This window comes from Paenibacillus sp. V4I7, assembly GCF_030817275.1.
Lineage (GTDB): Bacteria > Bacillota > Bacilli > Paenibacillales > NBRC-103111 > Paenibacillus_E.
The window spans coordinates 3,266,279-3,289,292 of the sequence record NZ_JAUSZD010000002.1 but is presented as its reverse complement, the minus strand read 5'-3'; the positions used below and the strand labels follow the sequence as shown (position 1 = coordinate 3,289,292).

General features: G+C 43.5%; 23 protein-coding genes. 18 read left to right on the top strand and 5 right to left on the bottom strand.

Going from position 1 to position 23,014, the window contains the following annotated elements:
- Positions 1–59: 59 nt before the first annotated feature.
- Positions 60–1,466, bottom strand: coding sequence for a sigma-54 interaction domain-containing protein (locus tag QFZ80_RS16240; RefSeq protein WP_373460104.1), 1,407 nt, complete (start codon positions 1,464–1,466; stop codon positions 60–62).
- Positions 1,467–1,742: 276 nt separating this feature from the next.
- On the opposite strand from QFZ80_RS16240, the gene QFZ80_RS16235 reads away from it, so the two are divergent.
- The 4 genes from QFZ80_RS16235 (at position 1,743) to QFZ80_RS16220 (ending at position 7,292) form a co-directional block, all read left to right on the top strand.
- Complete coding sequence (locus QFZ80_RS16235) at positions 1,743–2,723, top strand: NAD(P)-dependent alcohol dehydrogenase (RefSeq protein WP_307545443.1); 981 nt, start codon at positions 1,743–1,745, stop codon at positions 2,721–2,723.
- 95 nt (positions 2,724–2,818) lie between these two features.
- Positions 2,819–4,297, top strand: a complete 1,479-nt coding sequence (locus QFZ80_RS16230) for a protein adenylyltransferase SelO (RefSeq protein WP_307555467.1) — start codon at positions 2,819–2,821, stop codon at positions 4,295–4,297.
- A gap of 227 nt (positions 4,298–4,524) precedes the next feature.
- Positions 4,525–6,123, top strand: a complete 1,599-nt coding sequence (locus QFZ80_RS16225; protein WP_307545445.1) for a spore germination protein — start codon at positions 4,525–4,527, stop codon at positions 6,121–6,123.
- Positions 6,120–7,292 carry a Ger(x)C family spore germination protein gene (locus tag QFZ80_RS16220; protein WP_307545447.1) on the top strand — a complete coding sequence of 391 codons (1,173 nt, stop codon included), beginning with the start codon at positions 6,120–6,122 and terminating at the stop codon, positions 7,290–7,292. The genes QFZ80_RS16225 and QFZ80_RS16220 overlap by 4 nt, the downstream gene beginning before the upstream one ends.
- A gap of 215 nt (positions 7,293–7,507) precedes the next feature.
- On the opposite strand, the gene QFZ80_RS16215 is transcribed toward QFZ80_RS16220, so the two are convergent.
- On the bottom strand, positions 7,508–8,608 hold the full coding sequence (locus tag QFZ80_RS16215) for a GerAB/ArcD/ProY family transporter (RefSeq protein WP_307545449.1): 1,101 nt from the start codon (positions 8,606–8,608) through the stop codon (positions 7,508–7,510).
- A gap of 179 nt (positions 8,609–8,787) precedes the next feature.
- Here QFZ80_RS16215 and QFZ80_RS16210 point away from each other — a divergent pair, with 179 nt between their 5' ends.
- The 4 genes from QFZ80_RS16210 (at position 8,788) to QFZ80_RS16195 (ending at position 10,650) form a co-directional block, all read left to right on the top strand.
- Complete coding sequence (locus QFZ80_RS16210; protein WP_307545451.1) at positions 8,788–8,964, top strand: hypothetical protein; 177 nt, start codon at positions 8,788–8,790, stop codon at positions 8,962–8,964.
- Positions 8,965–9,044: 80 nt separating this feature from the next.
- Positions 9,045–9,371 (top strand): TetR family transcriptional regulator C-terminal domain-containing protein, encoded by a 327-nt coding sequence (locus tag QFZ80_RS16205; protein ID WP_307545452.1) that lies wholly within the window; start codon positions 9,045–9,047, stop codon positions 9,369–9,371.
- An 85-nt stretch (positions 9,372–9,456) separates the two neighbouring features.
- Positions 9,457–10,221, top strand: coding sequence for an SDR family NAD(P)-dependent oxidoreductase (locus QFZ80_RS16200; protein ID WP_307545455.1), 765 nt, complete (start codon positions 9,457–9,459; stop codon positions 10,219–10,221).
- 39 nt (positions 10,222–10,260) lie between these two features.
- A complete protein-coding gene (locus QFZ80_RS16195; RefSeq protein WP_307545457.1) occupies positions 10,261–10,650 on the top strand; it encodes a hypothetical protein in 390 nt (129 codons plus the stop codon).
- Positions 10,651–10,869: 219 nt separating this feature from the next.
- On the opposite strand, the gene QFZ80_RS16190 is transcribed toward QFZ80_RS16195, so the two are convergent.
- The gene (locus QFZ80_RS16190) at positions 10,870–11,847 is read right to left on the bottom strand and encodes a collagen-like triple helix repeat-containing protein (RefSeq protein ID WP_307545459.1); all 978 of its coding nucleotides are present in this window, start codon (positions 11,845–11,847) and stop codon (positions 10,870–10,872) included.
- A 197-nt stretch (positions 11,848–12,044) separates the two neighbouring features.
- On the opposite strand from QFZ80_RS16190, the gene QFZ80_RS16185 reads away from it, so the two are divergent.
- The 5 genes from QFZ80_RS16185 (at position 12,045) to QFZ80_RS16165 (ending at position 15,989) form a co-directional block, all read left to right on the top strand.
- A complete protein-coding gene (locus QFZ80_RS16185; protein WP_307555469.1) occupies positions 12,045–13,091 on the top strand; it encodes a YheC/YheD family endospore coat-associated protein in 1,047 nt (348 codons plus the stop codon).
- Between the two features lie 193 nt (positions 13,092–13,284).
- Complete coding sequence (locus tag QFZ80_RS16180) at positions 13,285–14,535, top strand: S1C family serine protease (protein ID WP_307545463.1); 1,251 nt, start codon at positions 13,285–13,287, stop codon at positions 14,533–14,535.
- Between the two features lie 198 nt (positions 14,536–14,733).
- Entirely contained in the window at positions 14,734–15,312 is a 579-nt protein-coding gene (locus QFZ80_RS16175) for a TetR/AcrR family transcriptional regulator (protein ID WP_307545465.1), read from the top strand.
- A 21-nt stretch (positions 15,313–15,333) separates the two neighbouring features.
- On the top strand, positions 15,334–15,675 hold the full coding sequence (locus tag QFZ80_RS16170) for a DMT family transporter (protein ID WP_307545467.1): 342 nt from the start codon (positions 15,334–15,336) through the stop codon (positions 15,673–15,675).
- On the top strand, positions 15,675–15,989 hold the full coding sequence (locus QFZ80_RS16165) for a DMT family transporter (RefSeq protein WP_307545470.1): 315 nt from the start codon (positions 15,675–15,677) through the stop codon (positions 15,987–15,989). The genes QFZ80_RS16170 and QFZ80_RS16165 overlap by 1 nt, the downstream gene beginning before the upstream one ends.
- 139 nt (positions 15,990–16,128) lie before the next feature.
- Here QFZ80_RS16165 and QFZ80_RS16160 read toward each other — a convergent pair whose 3' ends face one another.
- Positions 16,129–16,884, bottom strand: a complete 756-nt coding sequence (locus QFZ80_RS16160) for a YheC/YheD family protein (protein ID WP_307545472.1) — start codon at positions 16,882–16,884, stop codon at positions 16,129–16,131.
- Positions 16,885–17,120: 236 nt separating this feature from the next.
- Complete coding sequence (locus QFZ80_RS16155; RefSeq protein ID WP_307545474.1) at positions 17,121–18,299, bottom strand: CapA family protein; 1,179 nt, start codon at positions 18,297–18,299, stop codon at positions 17,121–17,123.
- Positions 18,300–18,502: 203 nt separating this feature from the next.
- On the opposite strand from QFZ80_RS16155, the gene QFZ80_RS39080 reads away from it, so the two are divergent.
- The 5 genes from QFZ80_RS39080 to ltrA all read left to right on the top strand — a co-directional run bounded on the left by QFZ80_RS39080 (position 18,503) and on the right by ltrA (position 22,946).
- A complete protein-coding gene (locus QFZ80_RS39080) occupies positions 18,503–18,703 on the top strand; it encodes a DUF6199 family natural product biosynthesis protein (RefSeq protein ID WP_373460103.1) in 201 nt (66 codons plus the stop codon).
- Positions 18,704–19,004: 301 nt separating this feature from the next.
- Complete coding sequence (locus QFZ80_RS16150; protein WP_307545476.1) at positions 19,005–19,808, top strand: metallophosphoesterase; 804 nt, start codon at positions 19,005–19,007, stop codon at positions 19,806–19,808.
- A 661-nt stretch (positions 19,809–20,469) separates the two neighbouring features.
- Positions 20,470–20,982, top strand: coding sequence for a reverse transcriptase domain-containing protein (locus tag QFZ80_RS16145; RefSeq protein WP_483874723.1), 513 nt, complete (start codon positions 20,470–20,472; stop codon positions 20,980–20,982).
- A complete protein-coding gene (locus QFZ80_RS39325) occupies positions 20,969–21,184 on the top strand; it encodes a reverse transcriptase domain-containing protein (RefSeq protein ID WP_483874722.1) in 216 nt (71 codons plus the stop codon). Before QFZ80_RS16145 ends, QFZ80_RS39325 begins: the two co-directional genes overlap by 14 nt.
- Positions 21,185–21,698: 514 nt before the next feature.
- Positions 21,699–22,946, top strand: a complete 1,248-nt coding sequence (gene ltrA, locus QFZ80_RS16140) for a group II intron reverse transcriptase/maturase (protein ID WP_307559983.1) — start codon at positions 21,699–21,701, stop codon at positions 22,944–22,946.
- Positions 22,947–23,014 lie beyond the last annotated feature (68 nt).

Genomic DNA, 23,014 nt, shown 5'->3' with positions numbered 1-23,014 from the left:
CAAACAGAAATGCAAAAAAGACTCCTGTCGGAGTCTTGAACTGATTGATCTGATAATGTTTATGGCTTTTTGACGATGCCGTAGCGGCTCAGTTTATATTGTAAAGCTTGGCGCTTGATTCCTAGTGCTTGTGCGGTGTGCGTGATGTTATATTGATGATTTTCCAGTGCATCAGTGATGGTTTCCTTTTCCATTTGCTTCATTTTATCAGTCAATCTACCGGCAGAGTTAGTTGTCATTTGGTCACCCCACGGAGCGGATTGAAGAGAGAGAGAGGCTGTTTTTATATGATTCCCTAAGAAGTAAGCGGGAAGGTGATTTTCTTCAATGATTTCACATTCCAGCTCCATCATATTGTATGTGGATTCAATAGCATGGCTTAATTCTCGTATATTGCCGGGCCAATGGTAGTTCATTAAGCTATTCATTGCAGCTGGCGTAATGCCTGTTATTTTCATGCCGAATATGTGATTAAATGTATCAATAAAGTGGTGGGTGAGGAGAGGAATATCTTCTTTTCTTTGCACAAGAGGAGGAAGGTACAGACTCACGACATTTAGCCGATAGAAGAGATCGCTGCGCAGCAATCCTTTGTCTAATGCTTCCTTCGGATCTATATTCATGGCGGTAATGATGCGGACATCGACATGCTGTTCCTGGGTTCCCCCGACTCGGCGAACAATCCCGTCTTGAAGTACCCGCAATAGTTTGGCCTGCAAAAATAAATCCAAACTGTTTAACTCATCCAGAAAAAGAGTTCCGCCGCTAGCTTGCTCAAATAATCCAGCACGGTCAATAGCGCCAGTAAACGCGCCTCTCGCAGTTCCGAACATAATACCTTCCATAAGCTCGTTGGGGACTGCCGCACAATTTTGGGCAATAAATAGACGGTTTCGGCGGGCTCCTGCGTTGTGTATGCTCTGGGCAAACAATTCTTTACCGGTACCGGTTGGTCCGGATATCAAAACAGGAGAGCTAGTACGTGAAGCCTTCTTGGCGAAGGAGACTGTTTGTAGGAAGGTCTCGTTTTTGCCAATTAAATCACTGAAATGGTAACGAGCGGAGCTGGCGTTTTTCTTATCTTTTGACGGTGATTCGTAGATTTGATGCCTGAGATCAAGGATTTGGTCGTGGAGATGAACAATGCTTGTTATATCCTTAGCCACTTCTAAAGCACCAATGATTTCACCATTTTCCAAAAGAGGATACGTACTGTTAATGGTAGTGATCCGTTTCCCGGTTACACTTACGTATGTTTGAATTTTTTCTCTTATTTCTATGCCTGTCTGTAGAACTTTAATGAAGGTGCTCGTTTCATTCGTTAGGGAAGGAAAAAGGTCGAAGAAGTTCTTTCCAACAACTTGTTCGCTCTTAAAACCATCGGTTTCTGCCATCTTATCATTATAAAAAATGGTTATTCCCTTGTTATCAATTAGATGAACACCGACATCAATGATATTCAACATTTTCTCAAAATATTTCGATCCATGATCGTTCTGCTCGAACACTAAGTTCACCCGCCTCACGAAGAATGGTTCAATGGTTCAATTAACACCATATGATATTTTGTCTGGAAAAATGACCAGCGGAAGAACAAAAGGCAAATCGTTTTCCTTTATTGGATGATTGGCTAAATAAGTGACAAGTTAGTGTATATTAATCTTGACACGACGTATATTATAAATTACATTGTGTATATAATACTTTACTTTTAGTAAAGGTTAACGTACAGGAGGAGTAAAATGAAAGCAATCGTATGCACTAAATATGGATCGCCTGATGTTCTTCAGCTTAGAGAGGTAGATAAGCCAACCCCCAAGGACAATGAAGTACGGATCAGAATATGCGCGGCAACAGTAGGGCCAGCGGACTGCGCCTTTCGAAAAGGCGACCCGTTTATTGTTAGACTTTTTTACGGTCTTAGCAAACCGAAAAACCCCATACTGGGGTTTGAGCTTGCCGGGGAAATTGAGGCAGTAGGTAAGGATGTGAAATTATATAAAGTAGGCGACCAGGTTTTTGGTTTAAGTGCAAAGATCTCTGGTTCTCATGCCGAGTACAAATGTCTGTCTGAAGACGCCCCGCTAGCAATCAAATCGTCCTCTATGTCTTATGAAGAAGCCGTAGCCGTCTGCGATGGGGCAACAACTGCGTTGACTTTTCTTAGAGATAAGGCAAAGATACAGAGCGGACAAAAAGTCCTGATCAATGGCGCTTCAGGATCGGTAGGTGTTCATGCGATTCAGCTTGCCAAGTTCTATGGGGCAGAAGTTACAGCAGTATGTAGTACTACGAATGTAAGTTTGGTGAGGTCATTGGGAGCTGATAAGGTAATAGACTATACCAAAGAGGATTTTACACAAGCCAACCAGTCCTATGATGTTATTTTCGACGCGGTAGGCAAACGTTCATTTGCTCAATGTAAAGCATCGCTAACTCCGAGAGGTGTCTATCTTTCTACTGTCCCTAAGCTGTCCATTGTGCTGCAAATGTTATGGACTTCAAGGATCGGCGGCAAAAAAGCAATGTTTGCGACAGCTGGCTTAATGCAGAGTAAAGAAAATCTAATCTTCCTTAAAGAACTGTATGAGGCGGGTAAGATAAAATCAGTCATCGATCAACGATATCCGTTGGAGCAGACTGCCGAGGCTCACCGATATGTAGATAAAGGACACAAAAAGGGAAGTGTAGTCATCACTGTGGGACATAATAGTAAGAGCTAACAAAGCGTTTCAGTTGAAGGCGGTTAACTGTGATAATATAAGTCTAACAGGTTAGAAATACTAAAAAACAAAAGACAAATGAAAAAGGAGCTATGATGACAGAGAAAAAAACAAAGATAGAAACAGGATGGAACTTCGATAACAGTTATGCTCGTCTACCGGAATCACTTTTTACCAGAATTAATCCAACTCCTGTTCGCTCACCGAAGGTCATTATTCTTAATGATCAGTTGGCAACATCCTTGGGGTTAACGGTCCAATCACTGCAAAGCAATGATGGTGCAGCGGTGCTGGCTGGCAACCAGATTCCTGAAGGCGCTTTGCCTCTTGCCCAAGCCTATGCGGGGCATCAATTCGGGCATTTTAACCGGTTAGGGGACGGCCGGGCTCATCTGCTTGGCGAACAGATCACTCCCCAAGGTATGCGGGTTGATATTCAGCTTAAGGGATCAGGTAGGACGCCTTACTCCCGCGGGGGCGATGGTCGAGCGGCACTTGGTCCGATGCTGCGTGAATACATCATCAGTGAAGCCATGCATGCGCTTGGTATTCCTACTACACGCAGCCTAGCGGTGGTAACAACCGGCGAGTCCATATTCCGTGAAACCGAGCAGCCCGGTGCCATTCTTACCCGCGTTGCTGCCAGTCATCTGCGCGTCGCAACTTTTCAGTATGCTTCTAAATATGGCACTGCCCAGGATCTCCAAGCCCTGGCTGATTACACCTTGCAAAGACATTTTCCAGAAGTTGAAGCTGCTGATGAGAACCGCTACCTTTTCTTACTTCAGGAAGTGATCAAGCGGCAGGCCGTACTCATCTCCAAATGGCAGCTCGTTGGCTTTATTCATGGAGTGATGAACACCGACAATATGGCGATTAGTGGAGAAACCATTGATTACGGTCCTTGCGCCTTCATGGATGCCTATGATCCGGCAACCGTATTCAGTTCTATTGACAAGCAGGGCCGCTATGCCTATGGTAATCAGCCCTATATTGCCGCATGGAATCTCGCCAGATTTGCTGAAACCTTACTTCCGTTGCTTCATGACGACGAGGAGCAAGCAGTCAAACTAGCCGAGGGAGCGATTGCGAGTTTTTCCGAGGTGTATCACCGCAATTGGTTCGCGGGCATGAGGGCAAAACTGGGAATGTTTCATGAAGAACAGCAGGATGAATCTCTTATTAAAGACCTGCTCACGATGATGCAGAAGTATAGTGCGGACTATACCAATACTTTCCGCGCATTAACTTTTGATAAGCCGGAAGAGACAGCCCTGTACGGCACCACGGAATTCACTCAATGGCAGGAGCAGTGGCAGGAGAGACTAGGCAGGCAGCAGGAAACGAAAGACTCCTCACATCAGCTGATGCGCAGCAGCAATCCTGCGATAATCCCCCGTAACCACCGGGTAGAAGACGCTTTAGAAGCCGCGGTAAAACAAGGTGATTACAGCGTGATGGATAGGCTTCTTGATGCTCTGTCGAGACCCTTCGCGCACTCCCCTGAACAGGCTGATTACTCTACATTGCCTGCGTTATCAGACTGTCCTTACCAAACCTTTTGCGGTACCTGAGATAGAAGGTGAAAATAACCTGATTAGCAGGTTATTTTTTTTGAAATTGTAGCTTTCTCAGTAATTGAATCGTTAATTTCGTTAAATAAAAATGCTAGCAGGAAGGGATAATTGTTTACATAATAAATGTTATGAAGTCTTTATTCGACATCGAACTAGCTTAAGAATAATTTTGACGTAAATTGGAAGAATAGTTGAATCAGTGTTTTCTTTTGGGGGTCTATTTAGTGAAATGGTTTAGGAAATGGATGCACATTAAACCTGAGTTTCCAAATATGCCGGAGGCTCATCAAACTGATGATGAAGAGAACCCCAGCTTAAGCTCGGATTTAGAACAAAATGAGATGATTTTTAAGCGTATATTCCAAAACAGCTCTGATATGGTATTCCGTAAAGTTCGGCTGGCTGGAGAAAATCATTGGCTTATCATATACCTTGAAAGTCTGGTTGAAGAAAAATTGATTGACGATCATGTATTGAAACCATTGATATTTAATTTTACAAAACAAGATACTTTGATAAATGAAACAACAGAATCTCTGGATGACCAGATTATCTCTATAGGAACGACGAATATGACATCCAAAGTAACTGACATTGTTAGTCATGTGTTAAAGGGTCATGCAGCCGTTCTTACAATAGGAGACAGCAATGCGTTGATGGTCAAGGTTTGCGGTACAGCACAACGAAGCCTTGAAGAACCTTCATCTGAACCTGTCATTCGCGGTCCTAGGGATGGATTTATCGAGAAGATTTCAACGAATATTGGTCTAATACGAAATAGAATTAAAACATCTCGACTAAAAATGGAATCCATTACGCTCGGGGAGCTTACTCAAACCCAAGTAGTCATTAGTTATATAGTTGGTATTGTTTCCGAATCTGTAGTTGAGGAAGTTCGAAAAAGGGTATCTCGGATTCAAATCGACGGGATCCTCGATTCAGGCTACATAGAGGGATTTATTGAGGATTCACCTTTCTCTCCTTTTCCACTAGTGCATAGTACAGAGCGACCAGATGTTGTAGCTGCAGAGCTATTGGAAGGGAAAATAGCCATTCTTGTCGATACCACTCCATTTGTATTAATTGTTCCCATGACATTCTGGAGTGGACTCCAGGCAAGCGAGGATTACTATATTCGCTGGCCCATTGCAACTTTTGTGCGGTGGATTCGATTCCTTTTCATCAGTATCGCCATATTTGCTCCTCCCCTATATGTTGCGATTACGACCTTCCACCAGGAAATGATTCCGACTAATCTCGTTCTGAGTATTGCCTCCTCTAGGGAGCCTGTTCCTTTCCCGGCTGTGTTCGAAGCCTTAATAATGGAAATTATATTTGAGGCATTGCGGGAAGCAGGGATTCGATTACCCAAACAAATCGGGCAAGCGATAAGCATTGTTGGGGCATTGGTCATCGGCCAAGCAGCTGTGCAGGCGGGAATTATTTCAGCTCCAGTCGTCATTATCGTATCGATTACTGGCATTGCAGCGTTTACAATTCCACGATATAGTTTTGCAAATGGAATCCGAGTTCTTCGCTTTCCGATGCTATTCTTGGCGGGTACGCTTGGACTTTATGGCATTGTACTGGGTTTTTTAGGCATCTTGTTACATGTCACGTCACTTCGTTCTTTCGGCGTCCCTTATTTCACTCCGGCAGCCCCGATGACCATCACGGATTTGAAGGATGTAATCATCCAGGCGCCAATATGGGCTAAAACTCGTCGTCCACAGGCAACAGGATCTAATAATTTGGTCCGTGAACCGGCAGGTCAAAAACCAAGTCCAGAATCTGCGAGGAAAAGGAAAGGAACTTCAGAATGAAACCATTCCTATGCATCGGCTTACTATTCACAATATTAACCACAAGCGGTTGTTGGGATCGTACGGAGATTAATGATCTTGCGTTCATTGCGGGTACGGCATTTGACTTAACGGATAATGGGGAATATTTATTATCGCATCAAATTGTCATCCCTGCCTCCGCTCAAGGGGGACCAGGGAGTGGAGGAAGCCAAAAAGAGAAGTTTTTTGTTATATCGGCTGTTGGAAAGAATATTAATGAAGCGTTCTATAGGCTTCAGAAAAAAAGTTCGCGCAGGTTGTTTACCGCACATCGCGTCGTTATTTTTATAGGTGAATCGTTATCCAAACACGGGATTCAAGATATTCTCGATGTTTACACCCACGAATCGAAGCAACGATTAAAAACCTACATGATGGTTGTAAAGGGGGCAGAAGGGCGGAGACTTCTGAAAGTTAATTACCCTTTTGAACAAGCTCCCAGCGAAGCAATCAAGGAAATGGAAGCTTTAAGAAGCGAGTTGGCGGTTACACTGCGAGACTTTTTTTTAGCGTCATCAAGTGATGGGATCAGTCCTATTTTGGGAGTCATAATGCCTGAGGGTTTATCAGAAGGAGTGAAAGAAAACCATATATTTAAGCTAGCTGGAACTGCCATTTTCAAGGATTTCAAGTTAGTCGGTTATCTAAACGAGAATGAAACAAATGGATTTCTTTGGGTTACAGGTAGAATGAAGAGTGGTAGAATCAACGTCAGATTACCAGAAGGTGACGGAATAGTGGGGTTGGTTCTGGACAAAGCAAACCGAAAAATCACCTCGGAGATAAGTGGTGATAAGATCAAATTCAAGATTCAGCTGGAAGGGGAAGGAGCTATCTGGGAAAATAATACCCCGTTGGATATCAGTTTGCCAGAGAATCTTAGACTTGTACAGAAAGCATTAGAGAAAACGGTCGAGAAACAAGTCCTGGATACATTATCCAAAGTCCAGAAGCGGTACAAAGTTGATAGTGTGGGTTTCGGCCAAGAAATTTACCGTGATAAGCCAAAACAATGGAAAGTGTTGAAAGAACAATGGGATCATAAGTTTCCGGAGGTAGACGTTTCCGTTGCAGTTAAGTTAAATATAATCGGAAGCGGGATGGCAGGTCCTCCATTACATTTGAAGGAAAAGGAGATCATAAAATGATCGTCCAAATCGTGGGATATGTATGTATATTGGTTGTATGGTCTTTTTTTAGAATCCAATCCTTGCTGAGTATGCAAAAAAGCAAGGAAGCAGCGATATACGGCGTTTTAATGGGAGTATCATCCATTTCCGGATCCCTATTAATTGCCCGTGTTGACATACCGAGCATAGTTTTCCCGTTCAAAATTATTTTTGAACCCATCGGAAAAATGCTTTTAATGCATTGAATGGTCCACTTTTCTTTTTATAGTGTCTATCATGAGAAGTGACAACGGTATGAGGCTCTGTGTGATAAAACCCACACTCGGGTAAATGAAAGCAAGATAAGCTTGAAGCTCCGCGGCACTTTTGAAAATGGAAGCCGATCCAATGATGGTCAAAAGTGTTAGCGGAGCTACGATATCACGATAATTTCGGATCCCGAAAAGCTGGCTTACACAAAGACATAATATAAACAACGATACACATACCTTCACAAAATTCCCCAACACCCACACCGCAACAGCGATGGCCTCCAGACGTTCAAATGAACCTTCAATACCTATATATTGCATGAGACTTAAAAATGAATAGGTCAGTTTACCTGATAATGTACCGAGGACCATAATCGTAAGTAATATAATGGTAAATACAATAATGGAAAGGCTGAAATACGCAATCAGCGAGACCTTGAAAGCCTTTTTCGGCTGATTCAAATAAGGAAGGAGCCATCCTAATATAAATACTTGATTCATGAATGCTCCTGCTGGAATGATAGCTCCTTGCAATACCGGCAGTATTCCCTCTCCTAAAAAAGGCTTTAGCCGGACGGGATCTGCTTCCCCAATCGCCAGAATCAAGATCGGAATCAAAAAAACCAAGATCAAGGGTGTAAGAAACTCATTACATCTTCCTATGACCTCAATCCCAGCAATAACGGCTATGCCGCATAGGATCAATAATGTCAGACTTCCTACTATGGTCGGACTTTTTGGTAATAGAAGCGTTTTAATAAAAAAGGTATGCTGTATGGTCATAACCGAAATAGCATTAAGCCAAAAATAAATGTAAAACAATCCCAAACATTTCCCTAACCATTTCCCTAAGATTTTTGAACTGTATTGTATAATCGTCAAACCAGGATAACGATTGGCGAGTGTAATCAGCGCCCACAGAGTTAATAAACCTGTTGTAGTAGAAGGAATAAAGGATATCCAACCATTTTGCTTTGCAATCATCACCATCCATCCAGGAATGGTTAAGATGACGGTGGAACCGATAAAATTCATTATTAAAAAGCCTAGCTGAGTTCCCGTGATTTTTTCTGTTGACTGCATCTTCACACTCTCTCTCCTTACCTCACAGAGGTTGTTCCAAGTATTGACTTATCGTTATCCACTTATACGTTTAAAGAGAGATAAAACAATGCATAAGAACATCGCCTATGATGTATAAATAATTCTTTACCTATCGTTCTCAATATGCTAAGATCTAATCGAAAGGAGGAATCATTGGAATGGCCAGAACCAAGGAATTTGATGAGGATGCGGTGTTGCTCAAAGCCATGCTGTTATTCTGGGAACAGGGTTATGAGAAGACTTCCATGATGGACTTAGACTCACATTTGGGGATCACAAGAGAAGCATGTATGACTCCTTTGGCGATAAGCATTCCTTGTATATCAAGGCGTTAATACGATATAGTGAAATGATAGGTAAATATATTAAACACATTATTAATGGATCCATTTCTGCAAAGGAAACTATTAGGCTGGTGTTAGAAACGGCAATTAGACGGGATGGGGAAGAGTTTCCTAAAGGCTGTCTGATGGTAAATACCGCGGGCGAGTTGGCTCTACTTGATTCTGAGTCCATAGCTTGGGTCAATGAGAGCTTGACCTATATCGAGAAATTGATACGTGAGCTTATTGAGGCAGGTCAACAATCGGGCGAACTTGACAAAACGCTCAATGCGGAATGGCTGTCGTGTTATTTTAATAATGCATTTACTGGGCTGCGGGTTTTGGCGAAGACGACAGTCGACAGAGAGAAATTAAAGCAAATAATTGAAACAACAATATCAAATTTAAAGATCAACTAAATTTATTTATTTATTTGAGAATGATCGTTCTCAAAAAAAGAAATGGAAGAGACGAAAACTATAAATCACAAAGGAGCAATAGAATATGGGAAAACTGAATGGGAAAGTTGCATTAATTACTGGGGGTAGCAGTGGTATTGGATTGGCAGCCGCAAAATTGTTTGTGGCAGAAGGCGCAATGGTCGTTATTACCGGCCGTAATCAGGTCGCGTTAAACTCGGCAGTGGAGGAGATTGGCACCACCAACGCTATTGCTGTTCAGGCTGATGCCGCCGATCCAACTAGTGCGGAAAAAGCTGTGGCCGCAGCGTTTGAAAAATTCGGCCGTCTGGATGTCGTATTCGCTAATGCAGGCATTTCTGGTCAAACGCCAGTAGGTGGGACAGAGCTTTCCGTTTTTGAGGAGATCCTCAAGGTTAACGTTACCGGAGTCTTTTTTACTGTTCAAGCCGCTTTGCCTCATCTGAAGGCGGGGGCATCGGTGATCTTAAACGGCTCGATTCTTGCTAAGGCTGGAAGCCCGGGATGGTCGGCCTATGCGGCGAGTAAAGGGGCGGTCACAAGTATGGCGAGCGTGCTGGTTTCCGAATTGTCACCGCGCGGCATTCGCGTGAACACCGTCGTACCGGGAGCGACGCGGACGCCAATTTGGGGGCAACCTGAAGGAATTGCACAAATGGATCCCATTCTTTCGCGTATGGTTCCGCTGAACCGCATGGGTGAACCGGAGGAGATAGCAAAAGTCGCACTGTTCCTGGCCTCAGATGACTCTTCCTTTGTCCAGGGTGCTGAAATTAGCGTAGATGGAGGGGCTGGCTCATCCCCGCTTGGCGCTCCAATTTATCGTTAAGAAAAAGGATATCATAAAATAAAGGTATCGGCTCTGCATGTGGTTTATTTCGCCAGTTATGCGATGTGGTTTTATCTGACTCACCCCTTTTTATATACGTATCCCGGTTTCGTTACCGAGGAACTGGCCCCGTGGCAGGAAAACGGCGAAACATGGCGCCGTTTAAAAATTACATTCCCTGACCATATCGCCAGTCATAGCCGCGAGCAGATTTCTTATTTCGGGGAAGACGGCTTATTGCGTCGGCATGACTATACGGTCAATGTGATGGGTGGCGCGACCGGCGCCAATTACGCATCCGATTACCGCGAAGTCAACGGCAGCATAGTGCCGACAAAGCGGCGGGTCTACCCCCAACAAGCCGACGGGCAAAAGGCACAGGAGCCTCTGTTGGTAACCATCGACATAAGCGACATTTCCTTCACATAAACCCGTTGGAACTGTCGGTCTGGCTAGATGGCAATAGAAGCGGTGCCGTTATTTTTCTATTAAATCGCATTTATAAGCAGAGTGGATGGCCTAATATAGGTCAAAACGAGTTAGTAGGATAGTAATCCCAAAGGGGACAAGCTGAATCAGCTTATGATTCGCCTGTCCCTTTTGCATGCTACCCATGATACATATGGCGGATTACAATGCTAGAGATTATTAAGAAGGAGTATACATTAGACTAGCGCTAAATGAGAGTTGGGTGATATCAGCTGCCGAGGGATCAGTCTCATCAAGCGTCCTTACACGAATACCAATACGATCGCCCGCAGCGACTACCAATGTTCCCCCAACATTTTTATTCGTTGCAGTACGGAAACCGGTTGGGTTACCAGGTGTAATGGTCGTATTCGGAGCCCCGAATCTAACCGAACTAGTCAGCGGAGTTGTCAAGTAAGGTGAAGAAGCATGATCAATCCCACTATTAGGAAATGACGGTGCACGGAATACTGTAAAATCATATTGAAGACCGAGAGTATTTATAGAAACCTCAGAAGCAACCAATAAATCTGCACTTATTTGTAAATCATGAACGGTACCATTAAAGGGAATTGGGAAAGCAAAGCCACCTGCTTCCGGTGGACTAGTTGATTCTCCAGCAGCGTTAATAACTTCAACCGTGTGACTGCCAAAACCCATTAAAATTGGAGCAGCTGATACTACTGTAGCACCACTTATGATAATACCCGTTGAAAAGGGAATTAATCCTCCACCTCCTGGTACACCTTGTGGCCCTGTTGCCCCTGTAGCTCCCGTCGCACCTGTCGCCCCCGCTGGCCCCGCTGGCCCTGCTGGTCCTGCTGGTCCTGCTGGTCCTGCTGGTCCTGCCAGTCCGGCTGCGCCAATTGCTCCTGCAATTCCTGCGAGTCCCTCGGGTCCAAGTGCTCCCGCAATTCCCGCAAGTCCCTCGGGTCCAAGTGCTCCTGCAAGTCCAGCGGGTCCAGCTTCACCAATTGCTCCTACAAGTCCTGCAAGACCAGCTGGTCCAAGTGCTCCTGCAAGTCCAGTGGGTCCAGCTGTTGCAATTGCTTCTCCAAGTTCTTGAAGCAATTCGGGTCCTTCTAGTCCTGGAGGTCCTTGTGGCCCTCGTGGTCCTTCTGGTCCAGGAGGTCCTGGCGGACAATTACATCTTCCCATAGTCTCATCTCCCTATTATCAAGCGTAATTTATCATATTAAAAACCTAAAAATATACACACAGCAAATACCTATCAATTGAAATTTAGGCTAATAGAGTAATAAATTCGCTGATTTTCTACTCATCTATGTTCTTGTCCCATAGCATTATGTCTATTCTGGCATTAGATAATAACAGAGATCGAAGGCTAGGGAGTGATGAGATTGGAGAATAACCCATTAATAGGTATTATGGTAACTAATAGGATCAGTAGAAAAAGAATTTTGGAGCTTTATCAACGTTATCACAATCTAAACCTGAAACTTTACGCTTTTACACCGGCCGATATACGTTGGAAGGAACAACGAATTATTGGACTTAGCCTGAAAAAAGGCATATGGAAACAAAGTTCGTTTCCTTTTCCTCATGTCGTCTATAACCGCTGTTTTAACAAAAAATTAGTAACTATTGAACGCCTAGAGAAGGCGATTGGTAGAAATAAATGTTTCAACAATATCAATTTTTTTAATAAATGGGATCTTCATAACCTATTAAAAGAGTCAAATCTTAAACCCTATGTACCAGACACATTTTTATATAATGAAGAAGTGAATATATCAGAACTATTAGAGAAATATAAACTAATATACATTAAGCCTTCTTACGGATCTATGGGGAAGTCTGTGTATCGGGTTAAACTAATGGATAATGGTGATATTCACATTTCTTTGCACTGCTTGGCTCCAAGATATATTTGTAGAAAAAATGAAAGCATTCAGGAAAAGTTGGATGGACTCCGTCTAAAGAAATTCATGGTTCAGCAAGGGATTCATATGAGTCAACTTGATCATCAGTATTTTGATATCCGGGTCCTTGTCCAAAAAGATATTCTTGGAGAATGGACAGTTTCTACCATTACATGTAGAGTAGCTTATGAACAGTACTTTAACACGAGTATGTGTGAAACCATTTATGATATTGTTGACATTCTTCCGCGATTAGTTTCGCCCGAAAAGATTAATGAAATCCTCCGATCACTGCATGAGATAAGTATAATGGCCGCCAAAGAAGCAGAAACTCATATAGGTTCATTGGGAGAGTTGAGTGTCGATTTTGTATTAGATGAACAAAGAAAGTTATGGATTATTGAACTTAACGGAAAACCCCAAAAAAATATATACGAAAAACTTAAGTGTTATGAACGCAAAATTTATAGTAGACCGTTGGAATATGCTTATTTTCTCTCTCAATTTGAGAGAGAATAAACTACACAAAAACCTCTTGTTTAACAGTTCTTGTTAAATAAGAGGTTTTTTGCGCCAATCGACACCTTCAGCATACTTTCAGTTAACTTTCATATGCCTATCAGCCAAACTTAAGTAACACTTCAGGTTAGCGCCCTATACTTCTATCTATCAACAACAATAAAATTAATCGCACAAGAAAGGCGGTAATCGTATGAATGAAGATATGAAAAAATTGATTAACTTAGATGATATAAAGGTTGAAAACAAGATGGGGAGCAGTAAATTAAGATCTATGTTTGCAGCTTTTATGGCTGGCGCGGTTGTTGTCGGTGGGTTGATGTTCACATCGGATAAAATGAATCTGTTTGGGTATGATGCCGGGCCCATTCAATCAGGCGTCGCCGCAGCTGCAGCTAACTCGGCAACTGCTGGTGTCCAAACTGCATCGTTAACCCCTACAGGGACGAAAAGTGTCTCATCCATTGCAAAAGCTGCGAGTCCAGCCATTGTTAAAATCGAGACCAAAGTAAAACAGACGAATATTGGACAGAATAGAAGAAACACACTTGGGCAAGGTACTGAAAACGGAAACACCATTGAAAATGGAATTGGATCCGGCTTCATTTTCGACGCGAGTGGTTATATATTAACGAATGAGCATGTTATTAATGGCGCAGACGAAATTAATGTCTATGTGCAGGGCTACGACACACCTTTTACGGCAAAACTACTTGGAAGCAGCTATGATCTAGACTTGGCAATACTCAAAATTGATGGGGATAAAGCTCTCCCTGCTCTGAATATGGGTAACTCCGACAATACGCAAGTAGGGGATTGGCTTGTTGCGATCGGAAACCCGTATGACTTTGATTACTCCGTAACCACGGGCGTCTTAAGCGCCAAAGAGCGCACGATTAGCATCGACGATGAGCAGGGTACTCGAAATTACAAACATTTGCTGCAAACTGACACAGCGATCAATCCAGGTAACTCCGGCGGTCCGCTTTTGAATTTGAATGGTGAAGTTATCGGTATCAATACAGCTGTAAACGCTGAAGCGCAAGGAATGGGCTTTGCAATCCCCGCAAGTACGATTAGTTCTGTTGTAGAAAAACTGAAAAATAACGAAACGATTCCAAAAGAGCCAGCACCATACATTGGTGTAGCTCTACAAAATATTTCGGATGATATGCTAGCAGACTTAAAAATCAACAGCACAAAAGGTGCCATAGTTGCTGAGGTGCAGCAAGGCACACCAGCTTTTGAAGCGGGCATTCGTCAGTACGACGTTATTTTGGATGTGAATGGCACAGCAATTTCAAGCACTGCAGACATTACAAAAACTGTGCAAGCCGCGGCCGTGGGAGACGAACTGAAAATAACAATCTCTCGTGATGGTCAAACGATGGATGTTACTGTTGAAGTAGAGGATAGAAACGCAATGACCAGCCATCAAGGTTAATATAAATGGTTGAGAAACCTCATCATGGGTCAAGAAAATAAGATTGCCTGCTATCCTGCCAATCTGGCTAGGTGGTTGGCAATCTTTGTCATGTTACAGCTGCTCCTCGTTTTATTGAACGGATAGAATAGTAGTGGTTGCCCCAAATCGGAGAACGTGATACAATCTTCCTGACGAACGTTCGGAAGGATGGATCAAATGACTGCAACTCGGATCAAAGAGGTGGCCCTCAGACAGTTTGCCAAAAACGGATATGAAGGTGCGTCGCTTGCAGATATTGCTGCGGAGGTAGGCATCAAAAAACAATCCATCTATACACATTTCAAGGGGAAAGATGAACTTTTTCTTGATCTGTTTAACGATGTGCTAGCGAAGGAATTAAATTTTGTTGTCGAGTATCTCGATCGCCATAAGCATCTATCGATTGATCTGCTTTTTTATGGCTTTCTTATCCAATATAAAGATTGCTACGAACAAGATGATAACACCAAATTTTTCTTGCGGGTTGCCTTTTTTCCGCCTACCCATCTCTATGATGAGATTGTTAAACAAGGCTATAATTATTTAGATACACTTGAAACCATGTTAATCCCTTTGTTCGATCATGCGATAGCAGACGGGATCATTCATGCAGATGTCAGCAGTGAAATGGCGGCAGTTGCTTTTCTTGCTGTACTGGATGGCATGTTTGTTGAGTTGTTATTTGGAGGAGCTGAACGGTCGCTTAAGAGGATTGAAGCTTCCTGGTTCGTATATTGGCGTGGCATCAAATCGTAAAACAGCAGGAGGATCATACACATGAATCGTAATTGGGTTTATATATTTGTCGGCGCTTTATTTGAAGTGATGTGGGTTACAGGATTAAAACATTCGGATACGACAATGATGTGGATAGGCACTATTATTGCGATGTATATCTCTTTTCATCTAGTTATTAGCGCGTCTACCAAGCTTCCTGTGGGGACTGTGTATGCTATCTTCACCGGAATGGGGACAGCCGGCACCGTATTAGTGGAAATGCTGCTGTTCGGAGAGCCGTTCAGATTTCTTAAAGTATTCCTTATTTTGCTGCTTTTATCCGGCGTATTTGGGCTCAAATTTGTGACAAAAGAGCCAGATAAGAAAGGAGCTGCCGTCTAATGGGTTGGATTTTTCTCATGTTTGCCGGGATGTTCGAGATCGTAGGCGTCGTTGGCATGAACCAAATAAATAAAGCGAAAACCATCCGCTCCTTTAGCATTTTCATCGTAGGCATTGTTATGAGTTTTGCGCTTCTGAGCCTAGCGATGAAAAGCCTGCCGATGGGCACATCTTATGCGGTCTGGACAGGGATCGGTACAGTTGGCGGCGCAGTCGTTGGGATGCTGTACTATGGCGAATCCAGTGATTGGAAGCGGATTATGTTCATCGCGATGGTATTAAGCGCTGCAGTTGGTTTAAAATTAATTTCATAACCACAAATCGCTCGCTGAAAGAACAACTAAACCGTTGGTTGACAAGATATAATAAAAACAGCAGTTCAAAGACTATTGGACTGCTGTTTTTGTATACAATTTAAAGGAAAGAATTGAAATTCACAGCTCCCTAATGATCTTATTTTGACCTTCCATACATCTTGGAAATAGATAAAATACGATGATACATTTTTTTATCCTTCATATGTTTTAAGGGATAAAACTGGGGTTTTGTGTTAACCTCGAGGATCCAAGGTTTTCCTTTTGCATCTAAAGCAACATCCAAGCCTAACTCCCTAAAGCCGTTCTTATAACAATCGAAATGATTTCCAACGGTAGATCCCAACCATTCTAGTTCTGTTTTCTTTCTTTGGATAGATGCGCTTTTATATCCTGCTCCGGCCATTGTTTGAAAGAAATAACCAAGTTTTCCGCCTTGATGATAGTTCGTAGCGACCTTACCCGTCCTGCCTATTTTTGTGAATATTGCGCTGCTTACCCATTTTCCTTTTGTCGTCTTCTGTACCATAACACGGACGTCAAATGGTCTACCCTTCGTTGTGGCCAAGTGTATACCCTTCTGAAGCAAAAATGATCTTCTTTTTGAAAATCGGCGAAGCTTCATGTATAAACTTTTCCTGCTTGAGTAGTACGATTTAACTGATTTAAATTGAGTTTGATACCCACTATCTTTTCTTTTGATCCGAATAATGTCTGCTCCACCTGTACCGTCGGTAGGTTTAAAGTATATGGTAGAAAAAGACGACAGCATCAAATTTAGAGTTTTACTGTTGAATAACATCGTACGAGGGATGTATTTTTTTAGCTTTCTATGCTTAATTAACCATTTCGTTTTAATCCATTTGCTTTTGACTGATTTGCTCCTGTATGTCATATTGATAACCTCCCATGTCTCAGAATACGCTTTATGATAATTGCTTGTCACTCCATTTGCCTAGACGTGATCTTTTATCGAATTAACTAGAAACGATAGTTGAAAAAAGGGCAGCGGCAGTATAAGACATTATTTTCCGTCGGATACTACCACTGCCTTTTATTTGAGATCACACGTCAATGATCTCCGTAATCTTCATCTGACAATTGGAAATGATTGGGCTTTCTTAAGCAAACTTATTTAGTACTTGCTTGTAGGCTTGCTATTCCTTCTTGCATTCGCACATTCGGTCCATCCAGCGTCACTCCGTAGGAAATCGACTTCAGATATGTTTGCTGCTTTTTGACATATGCATCCCCCTTAGGAACAATCTGGTTTTTCTCGATGTAATAAGGGTGAAAGGACATATCGATACGGTCGCCGTTCAGCGTTAGGTAGAGCAGTCCTGTATCCGCCTTCGGACCGCTTACATAGTCAGGAAAGAGGAAATTGCCAATGGAATAAGCGATAGGCTTCCCTTTGTAAAATTCAAACCCTTGCAGCACATGCACATGACTGCCAACGATCGCATCCGCTCCAGCATCGATCATTTGGCGAGCGAAGTCGCGCTGCCACTTTTCCGGTTGGTTTTTCATTTCCACCCCCCAATGGATGTAAGCCAACACATAATCAGCGTCCTCACGTTCACGGGCTATTGCATCCAGCACCGGTATCCTGTCGTAGGCTTGGGCGATCCCCGGCGTATTCGGACCAGCGAACCAATCACCTGTTGGTATGAAGCGAGAGAATGCCAGGAATTTTACCGTTTTTCCTTTTAAAACGATGCTCTTCGCACTGTATGCTTCTTTGGCATTATGACCGCCCCCCACATAGAGCAATCCCGCGTTGTCAAGGTTATCAAGTGTATCCAGAAAACCTTTCAGTAAAAAATCCATCGAATGATTATTGGCGACCGAAACCATGTCAAAGCCTGCATTTTTTAGCCCTATTAGTGATTCCGGATTGGATTTAAAATTATAAATCTGGTTGGTATCTTTGTCATTCTCAAGCGTAACTGCGCTTTCCAGATTGACGAATGCGAAGTCGCTTTTCTCTACTTCTGCTTTAACATGAACGAACGGAAAATCAGGGCCGTACTGGGCGATTGCTTCTTTAACAGACCAGTCAAACATAGCGTCTCCCGCAAACAGGATCGTTATTGGTTCTTGCGGTAAGGGTAGGGGTTGAGGTTCTGGTGAGGTAATTGAAATTGGAAGTAAAGTTGGTATAGGAGAAGACACCGGCGTTTGTGATTCAGCTGGTGTTGTAGATAAATGGTCAGCAGTTAACAGTTCGGAAGACAATTCTCCTTGACAACCATACAGCAAAAATGCAGTTAATGCGGTTAAAAGGAAAGGCATATACTTTCGGGACATCTAAACCCACTCCTTCAATCGATCGGTACATTTGTTGTTATTTCTTATATATATTAATAATTAGTAAATGCAGAAGTTATCGAACGATGAGTTAGAGAAAATAAAAATCGGCGTACACCTATGATGTGAGAGTGATGAGAATTAGTCGAAAGAAGGATTAAACATGAGAAAGCTGCTAATATTGTTTCGATTGGGGAGATTATATGGGATTTATAAGCGTTCTTCTTGTTATTCTGGGATTAATAATGTTACTTAAGCCGTCAATCGTGTGGACAGTTACAGAGAGTTGGAAGTCTAATGATGCAACAAAGCCATCGGAGTTGTATGTATGGTCAACACGTTTTGGCGGGATTATAGTTACACTTGCAGGTTTGGGCGGTGTATTAGCGTTTTGGTTTTTATAAACGGGAAATTATAGTTCGATCAACAACAATTTTAAGTTTTAAGAGGGAATTGTTTATGGATAAAGAGATCTTGATCTAAAAAAAGTAAGTTGAATAATCTATCTTGGGCTTTAAGCTAACGAGAAATGAGAGTTTCATAATAAGACAATTTGGTTGTCGACCCGGATACGGTAGGCTGTTTAAATTAGATAACTATAGAGATTAGTAAATAGTAACTTATAACTTTTTGATATATGATAGTGATATGTCAAACATTGAGAAAATGACTCGTCGTGGTTTTTTAAAGAAAAGTGTCCTGGGGATGGGTGGTTTACTATCAATACCGCCTTTGAGTTACGGGTATGCCACATTGGTAGAGCCCCGCTGGTTACAAGTGGAGCGTGTATCGTTGGTGTTTCCTACACTGCCGGAAGCATTCAAGGGACTACGTGTGGTGCAATTCAGCGATCTTCATTTTGGATTCCATTTAGATGTAAAGCAATTAACCAGCGTAGTAGAGCAGATTCAGGCGGAACAACCGGACATCGTGTGCTTTACTGGCGATCTAGTTGATTATGCTCTCGGTCACCATAATAAAGATATTCGTGATGTATTAAATACGATAAAAGCGAAATACGGCTGTTATGCAGTGCTCGGCAACCATGATTACTATGGGAATGCTAATGCAGTTGCGGGCGTTCTAGAGGATGGTGGTTTTCACTGCCTGCGTAATAGAGGTATTAGGGTACAAAAAGGCACCCAATCCATTTGGATCGCTGGGGTAGAAGACATGTGGGAGGGCGTACCTGATCTAAAGACTGCTATGAAAATGGTGAAAAAAGACGAGTGGGTATTATTGTTATCCCATGCACCAGATTTTGCCGATGTTGCTGCCTTAGAATCCGTCCATTTGCAACTCTCGGGTCATAGCCACGGCGGTCAAGTGAGGCTCCCGCTAATCGGACCACTGTCTTCGGTTCCTTATGGCGTCAAATATCCATCCGGACTGTATCATGTTGGGAAAGACAAGCCTCTCACCCTTTATACAAATCGAGGTATTGGTGTGTCGGTACGACCAATTCGGTTCATGTGTCGACCGGAAATAACTGTTATAACACTAGTTTAAAGATTAAATTTGAAATCGAATCACCACATCTAATAATCAGAGTTTCATTAAGCATGTTTTGTTATTAAAACATTGACCTAACTCAGAACGATAGTGAAGGAGCTGCTCGCCGCAGCTCCTATTTTTGTTCAGCGTGCCCAGAGGCACGCATTATCTAGTTGGTGCAAGTCCAACCACGGGAAGGACCAAGCCACCCTTGTAGCTAGGATGCTTGCGTATGGCGAAATCTGTGCGTAAAAGCGCATCGACAAAAGTACTTGTCAGAGGCAGGGCGAGCAACATACCAGGCCGTAACATCAAGTGAATCCTGCCGCATCGTCAAAGAGGCCTCGCAAGAGGGACAAGAGGAAGCTGAGTCTCGTGAACATAGACGAAGGCCAAGGAAGCTGCGTAGATCTTGGAACAGCAGTGAAGAATCCTCCGGTGTAAAGGGATCGGCATGGTATGAAAGATAATGCAGTGAACTGGGGAGACCCTCCCCTGCACGTTTTTTTTTTTTTAGAAACCGTAAAGAGACACTCTATAAGCTCGAAAAGCGAAGTGAGCCGTCTGTAGGAAGGGAGTCCGAGGGGCTCATAGTACCAAAGAACCGAAGGACAACATAACCTTCGGGAGGGAAGGAGCCCTGCTTTGTTTATGCTTTTTAAGGAGGTACGAGTGAGTGAATGCCAATCGGCTAACGACACCAAAGGAAAAAGTTCAACAACTCCAAGAAAAGCTAGGTCATGCAGCCGAGGAAAACAAGAAACGTAAGTTCCACTCCTTGTACGACAAGGTTCACAGATGGGACGTTCTATGCGAAGCATGGAAAAGAGTGCGTGCTAACAAAGGCGCGGCTGGTATTGATGCCGTTACTCTTGCAGACATCGAAAAGCACGGGGAGATTTCGTTCATCAAGGAATGTCAGCGTGAGCTACAAGAAGGTACATACCATCCTGATCCAGTGAGACGTCGATACATTCCTAAAAAGGATGGAAAACAAAGACCGCTCGGAATACCGACGGTTCGAGACCGAGTCGTACAAATGGCAACAAAACTAATGATTGAACCCATCTTTGAAGCGGATTTTCATGAAACATCCTTCGGATTTCGCCCGAAACGTGGTGCAAAGGGAGCACTAGACCGAATCCGTAAAGCCTGCAACCGTAAACAGGCGGATATTGAAGTTAATTAGGAAGTGGCTACAAGCGGGAGTTATGGAAGAAGGATCGGTAAGACGCTCCGACTTAGGCACACCACAAGGTGGCGTCATCTCGCCGTTACTGGCGAATATCTACCTCAACTACTTCGATCAAATGTGGGAGAAACATGGAAAAGGAGTAGGTGAGTTGACACGGTACGCAGACGACAGTGCGCCACGAATGCATGGCGCGTAAGAAAGCCAAAGCAATGCTGAACAAAAGATGAAGGCGGGCCCTTCGGAGTCGCTGTGCAGGCGGAGGCTTCAAACTACCTTAAGCTGCTGCGGTCAAAAGCCGTCGGTGGTGAGCGTTAAGGAAAAGGCAGAGCAAGACTCTGTCAGGTGAGTGTTACGGAGACGAACACAAGTCAATGGCTGATAAAGTGTCGAAAGCGTAGGGATGTCATCAAAACCAGGAGGGAGTCGTTGGCCTGGGATGAGTCTGGAGGAAACCTGTTTACTGTCCAGATGGTGACCGGCATGAAGGCGGCGTGAACGTAACACAGGCTTTTGTTCGGAACGTGGGAACCTACGACTCCGATGCGAATGGAAAAATCCAAGCGGAAATCCCGCAAGGATGAAAGTACAAATGCGGAGTATAGGGGCGGAATAGCCCGTAGTAGCGATGAACCCACTGAAAAGGTGGCGGAGCCAAGGGGCTGTGTTATCCAGTTTTGAAAATACGTCAACCGCGAAAGTGGGAGGAACAAATGGACAAAACAAAGTCGTATGAAATTTCAAAGCACATCGTATGGGAAGCTTATGAGCGAGTCAAAGCGAATAAGGGAGCGGCCGGAGTCGATGAAGAGTCGATTCAAAAGTTTGAGGAAACCCTGAAAGACAACCTCTTTAAAATCTGGAACAGAATGTCCTCGGGAAGTTACTTTCCCCCGCCAGTTAAGGCGGTAGAGATACCGAAGAAGAATGGCGGGGTAAGGATATTGGGGATTCCAACCGTCTCAGATCGTATCGCGCAAATGACAGTTAAGCTGGTCTTTGAGCCGATGGTGGAACCTATATTTCACTCCGACTCCTATGGGTACAGACCGGGGAAATCCGCGATTGATGCGGTTCGAGTAACAAGAACCAGATGTTGGAGATATGACTGGGTGTTGGAATTTGACATTAAAGGTCTATTCGACAACATCGATCATGGGTTGCTTATGAAGGCAGTAAAGAAACATACGGACTGTGCGTGGATCATTCTCTACATCGAAAGATGGCTAAGAGCTCCGTTCCAAATGAAGAATGGAGACATTGTAGAACGAACCTCCGGCACGCCGCAAGGCGGGGTCATCAGCCCAGTACTTGCGAATCTGTTCATGCATTATACATTCGATAAATGGATGGGACTCGAGCATTTCAATAATCCGTGGGCAAGATATGCGGATGATGCAGTGATCCACTGTCGTACGAAAGAGGAAGCTGAACGGCTGCTTGAGCAACTCAAAGGACGGTTCACGCAATGTAAACTCGAACTGCATCCGGATAAAACGCGAATTGTGTATTGCAAAGATGATGACCGAAAAGGGGAGCATTCCGAAATTAAGTTCGACTTTCTGGGGTATACCTTTCGGCCAAGACGATCGAAGAATCGGTTCGGAAAACACTTTATCAACTTCACGCCAGCAGTGAGCAACAAGGCGTGCAAAGCGATGAGGCAGACGATTAGAGGATGGCGGATGCATTTGAAGCCGGACGTGGCCATTGATGACCTGTCGCGGATGTTCGATGCCTCGATTAGAGGGTGGATCAACTACTATGGGCACTTCTACAAGTCGCAACTATATCCCGTTTTACGCCATATGAACGAGGCACTCATCCATTGGGCAAGAAGGAAATACAAGAAATTGGAGAGGCACAAGACACGGGCGATAAATTGGATGGGACGACTTGCAAAGAATCTTCCTAAACTGTTTGCACATTGGCAGATGGGAATACTGCCTACGGCTGGATAATGGGAGCCGGATGAGCCGAGAGGTTCACGTCCGGTTCTGAGAGGGCCTGAGGGTGTGATTCCCTCGGG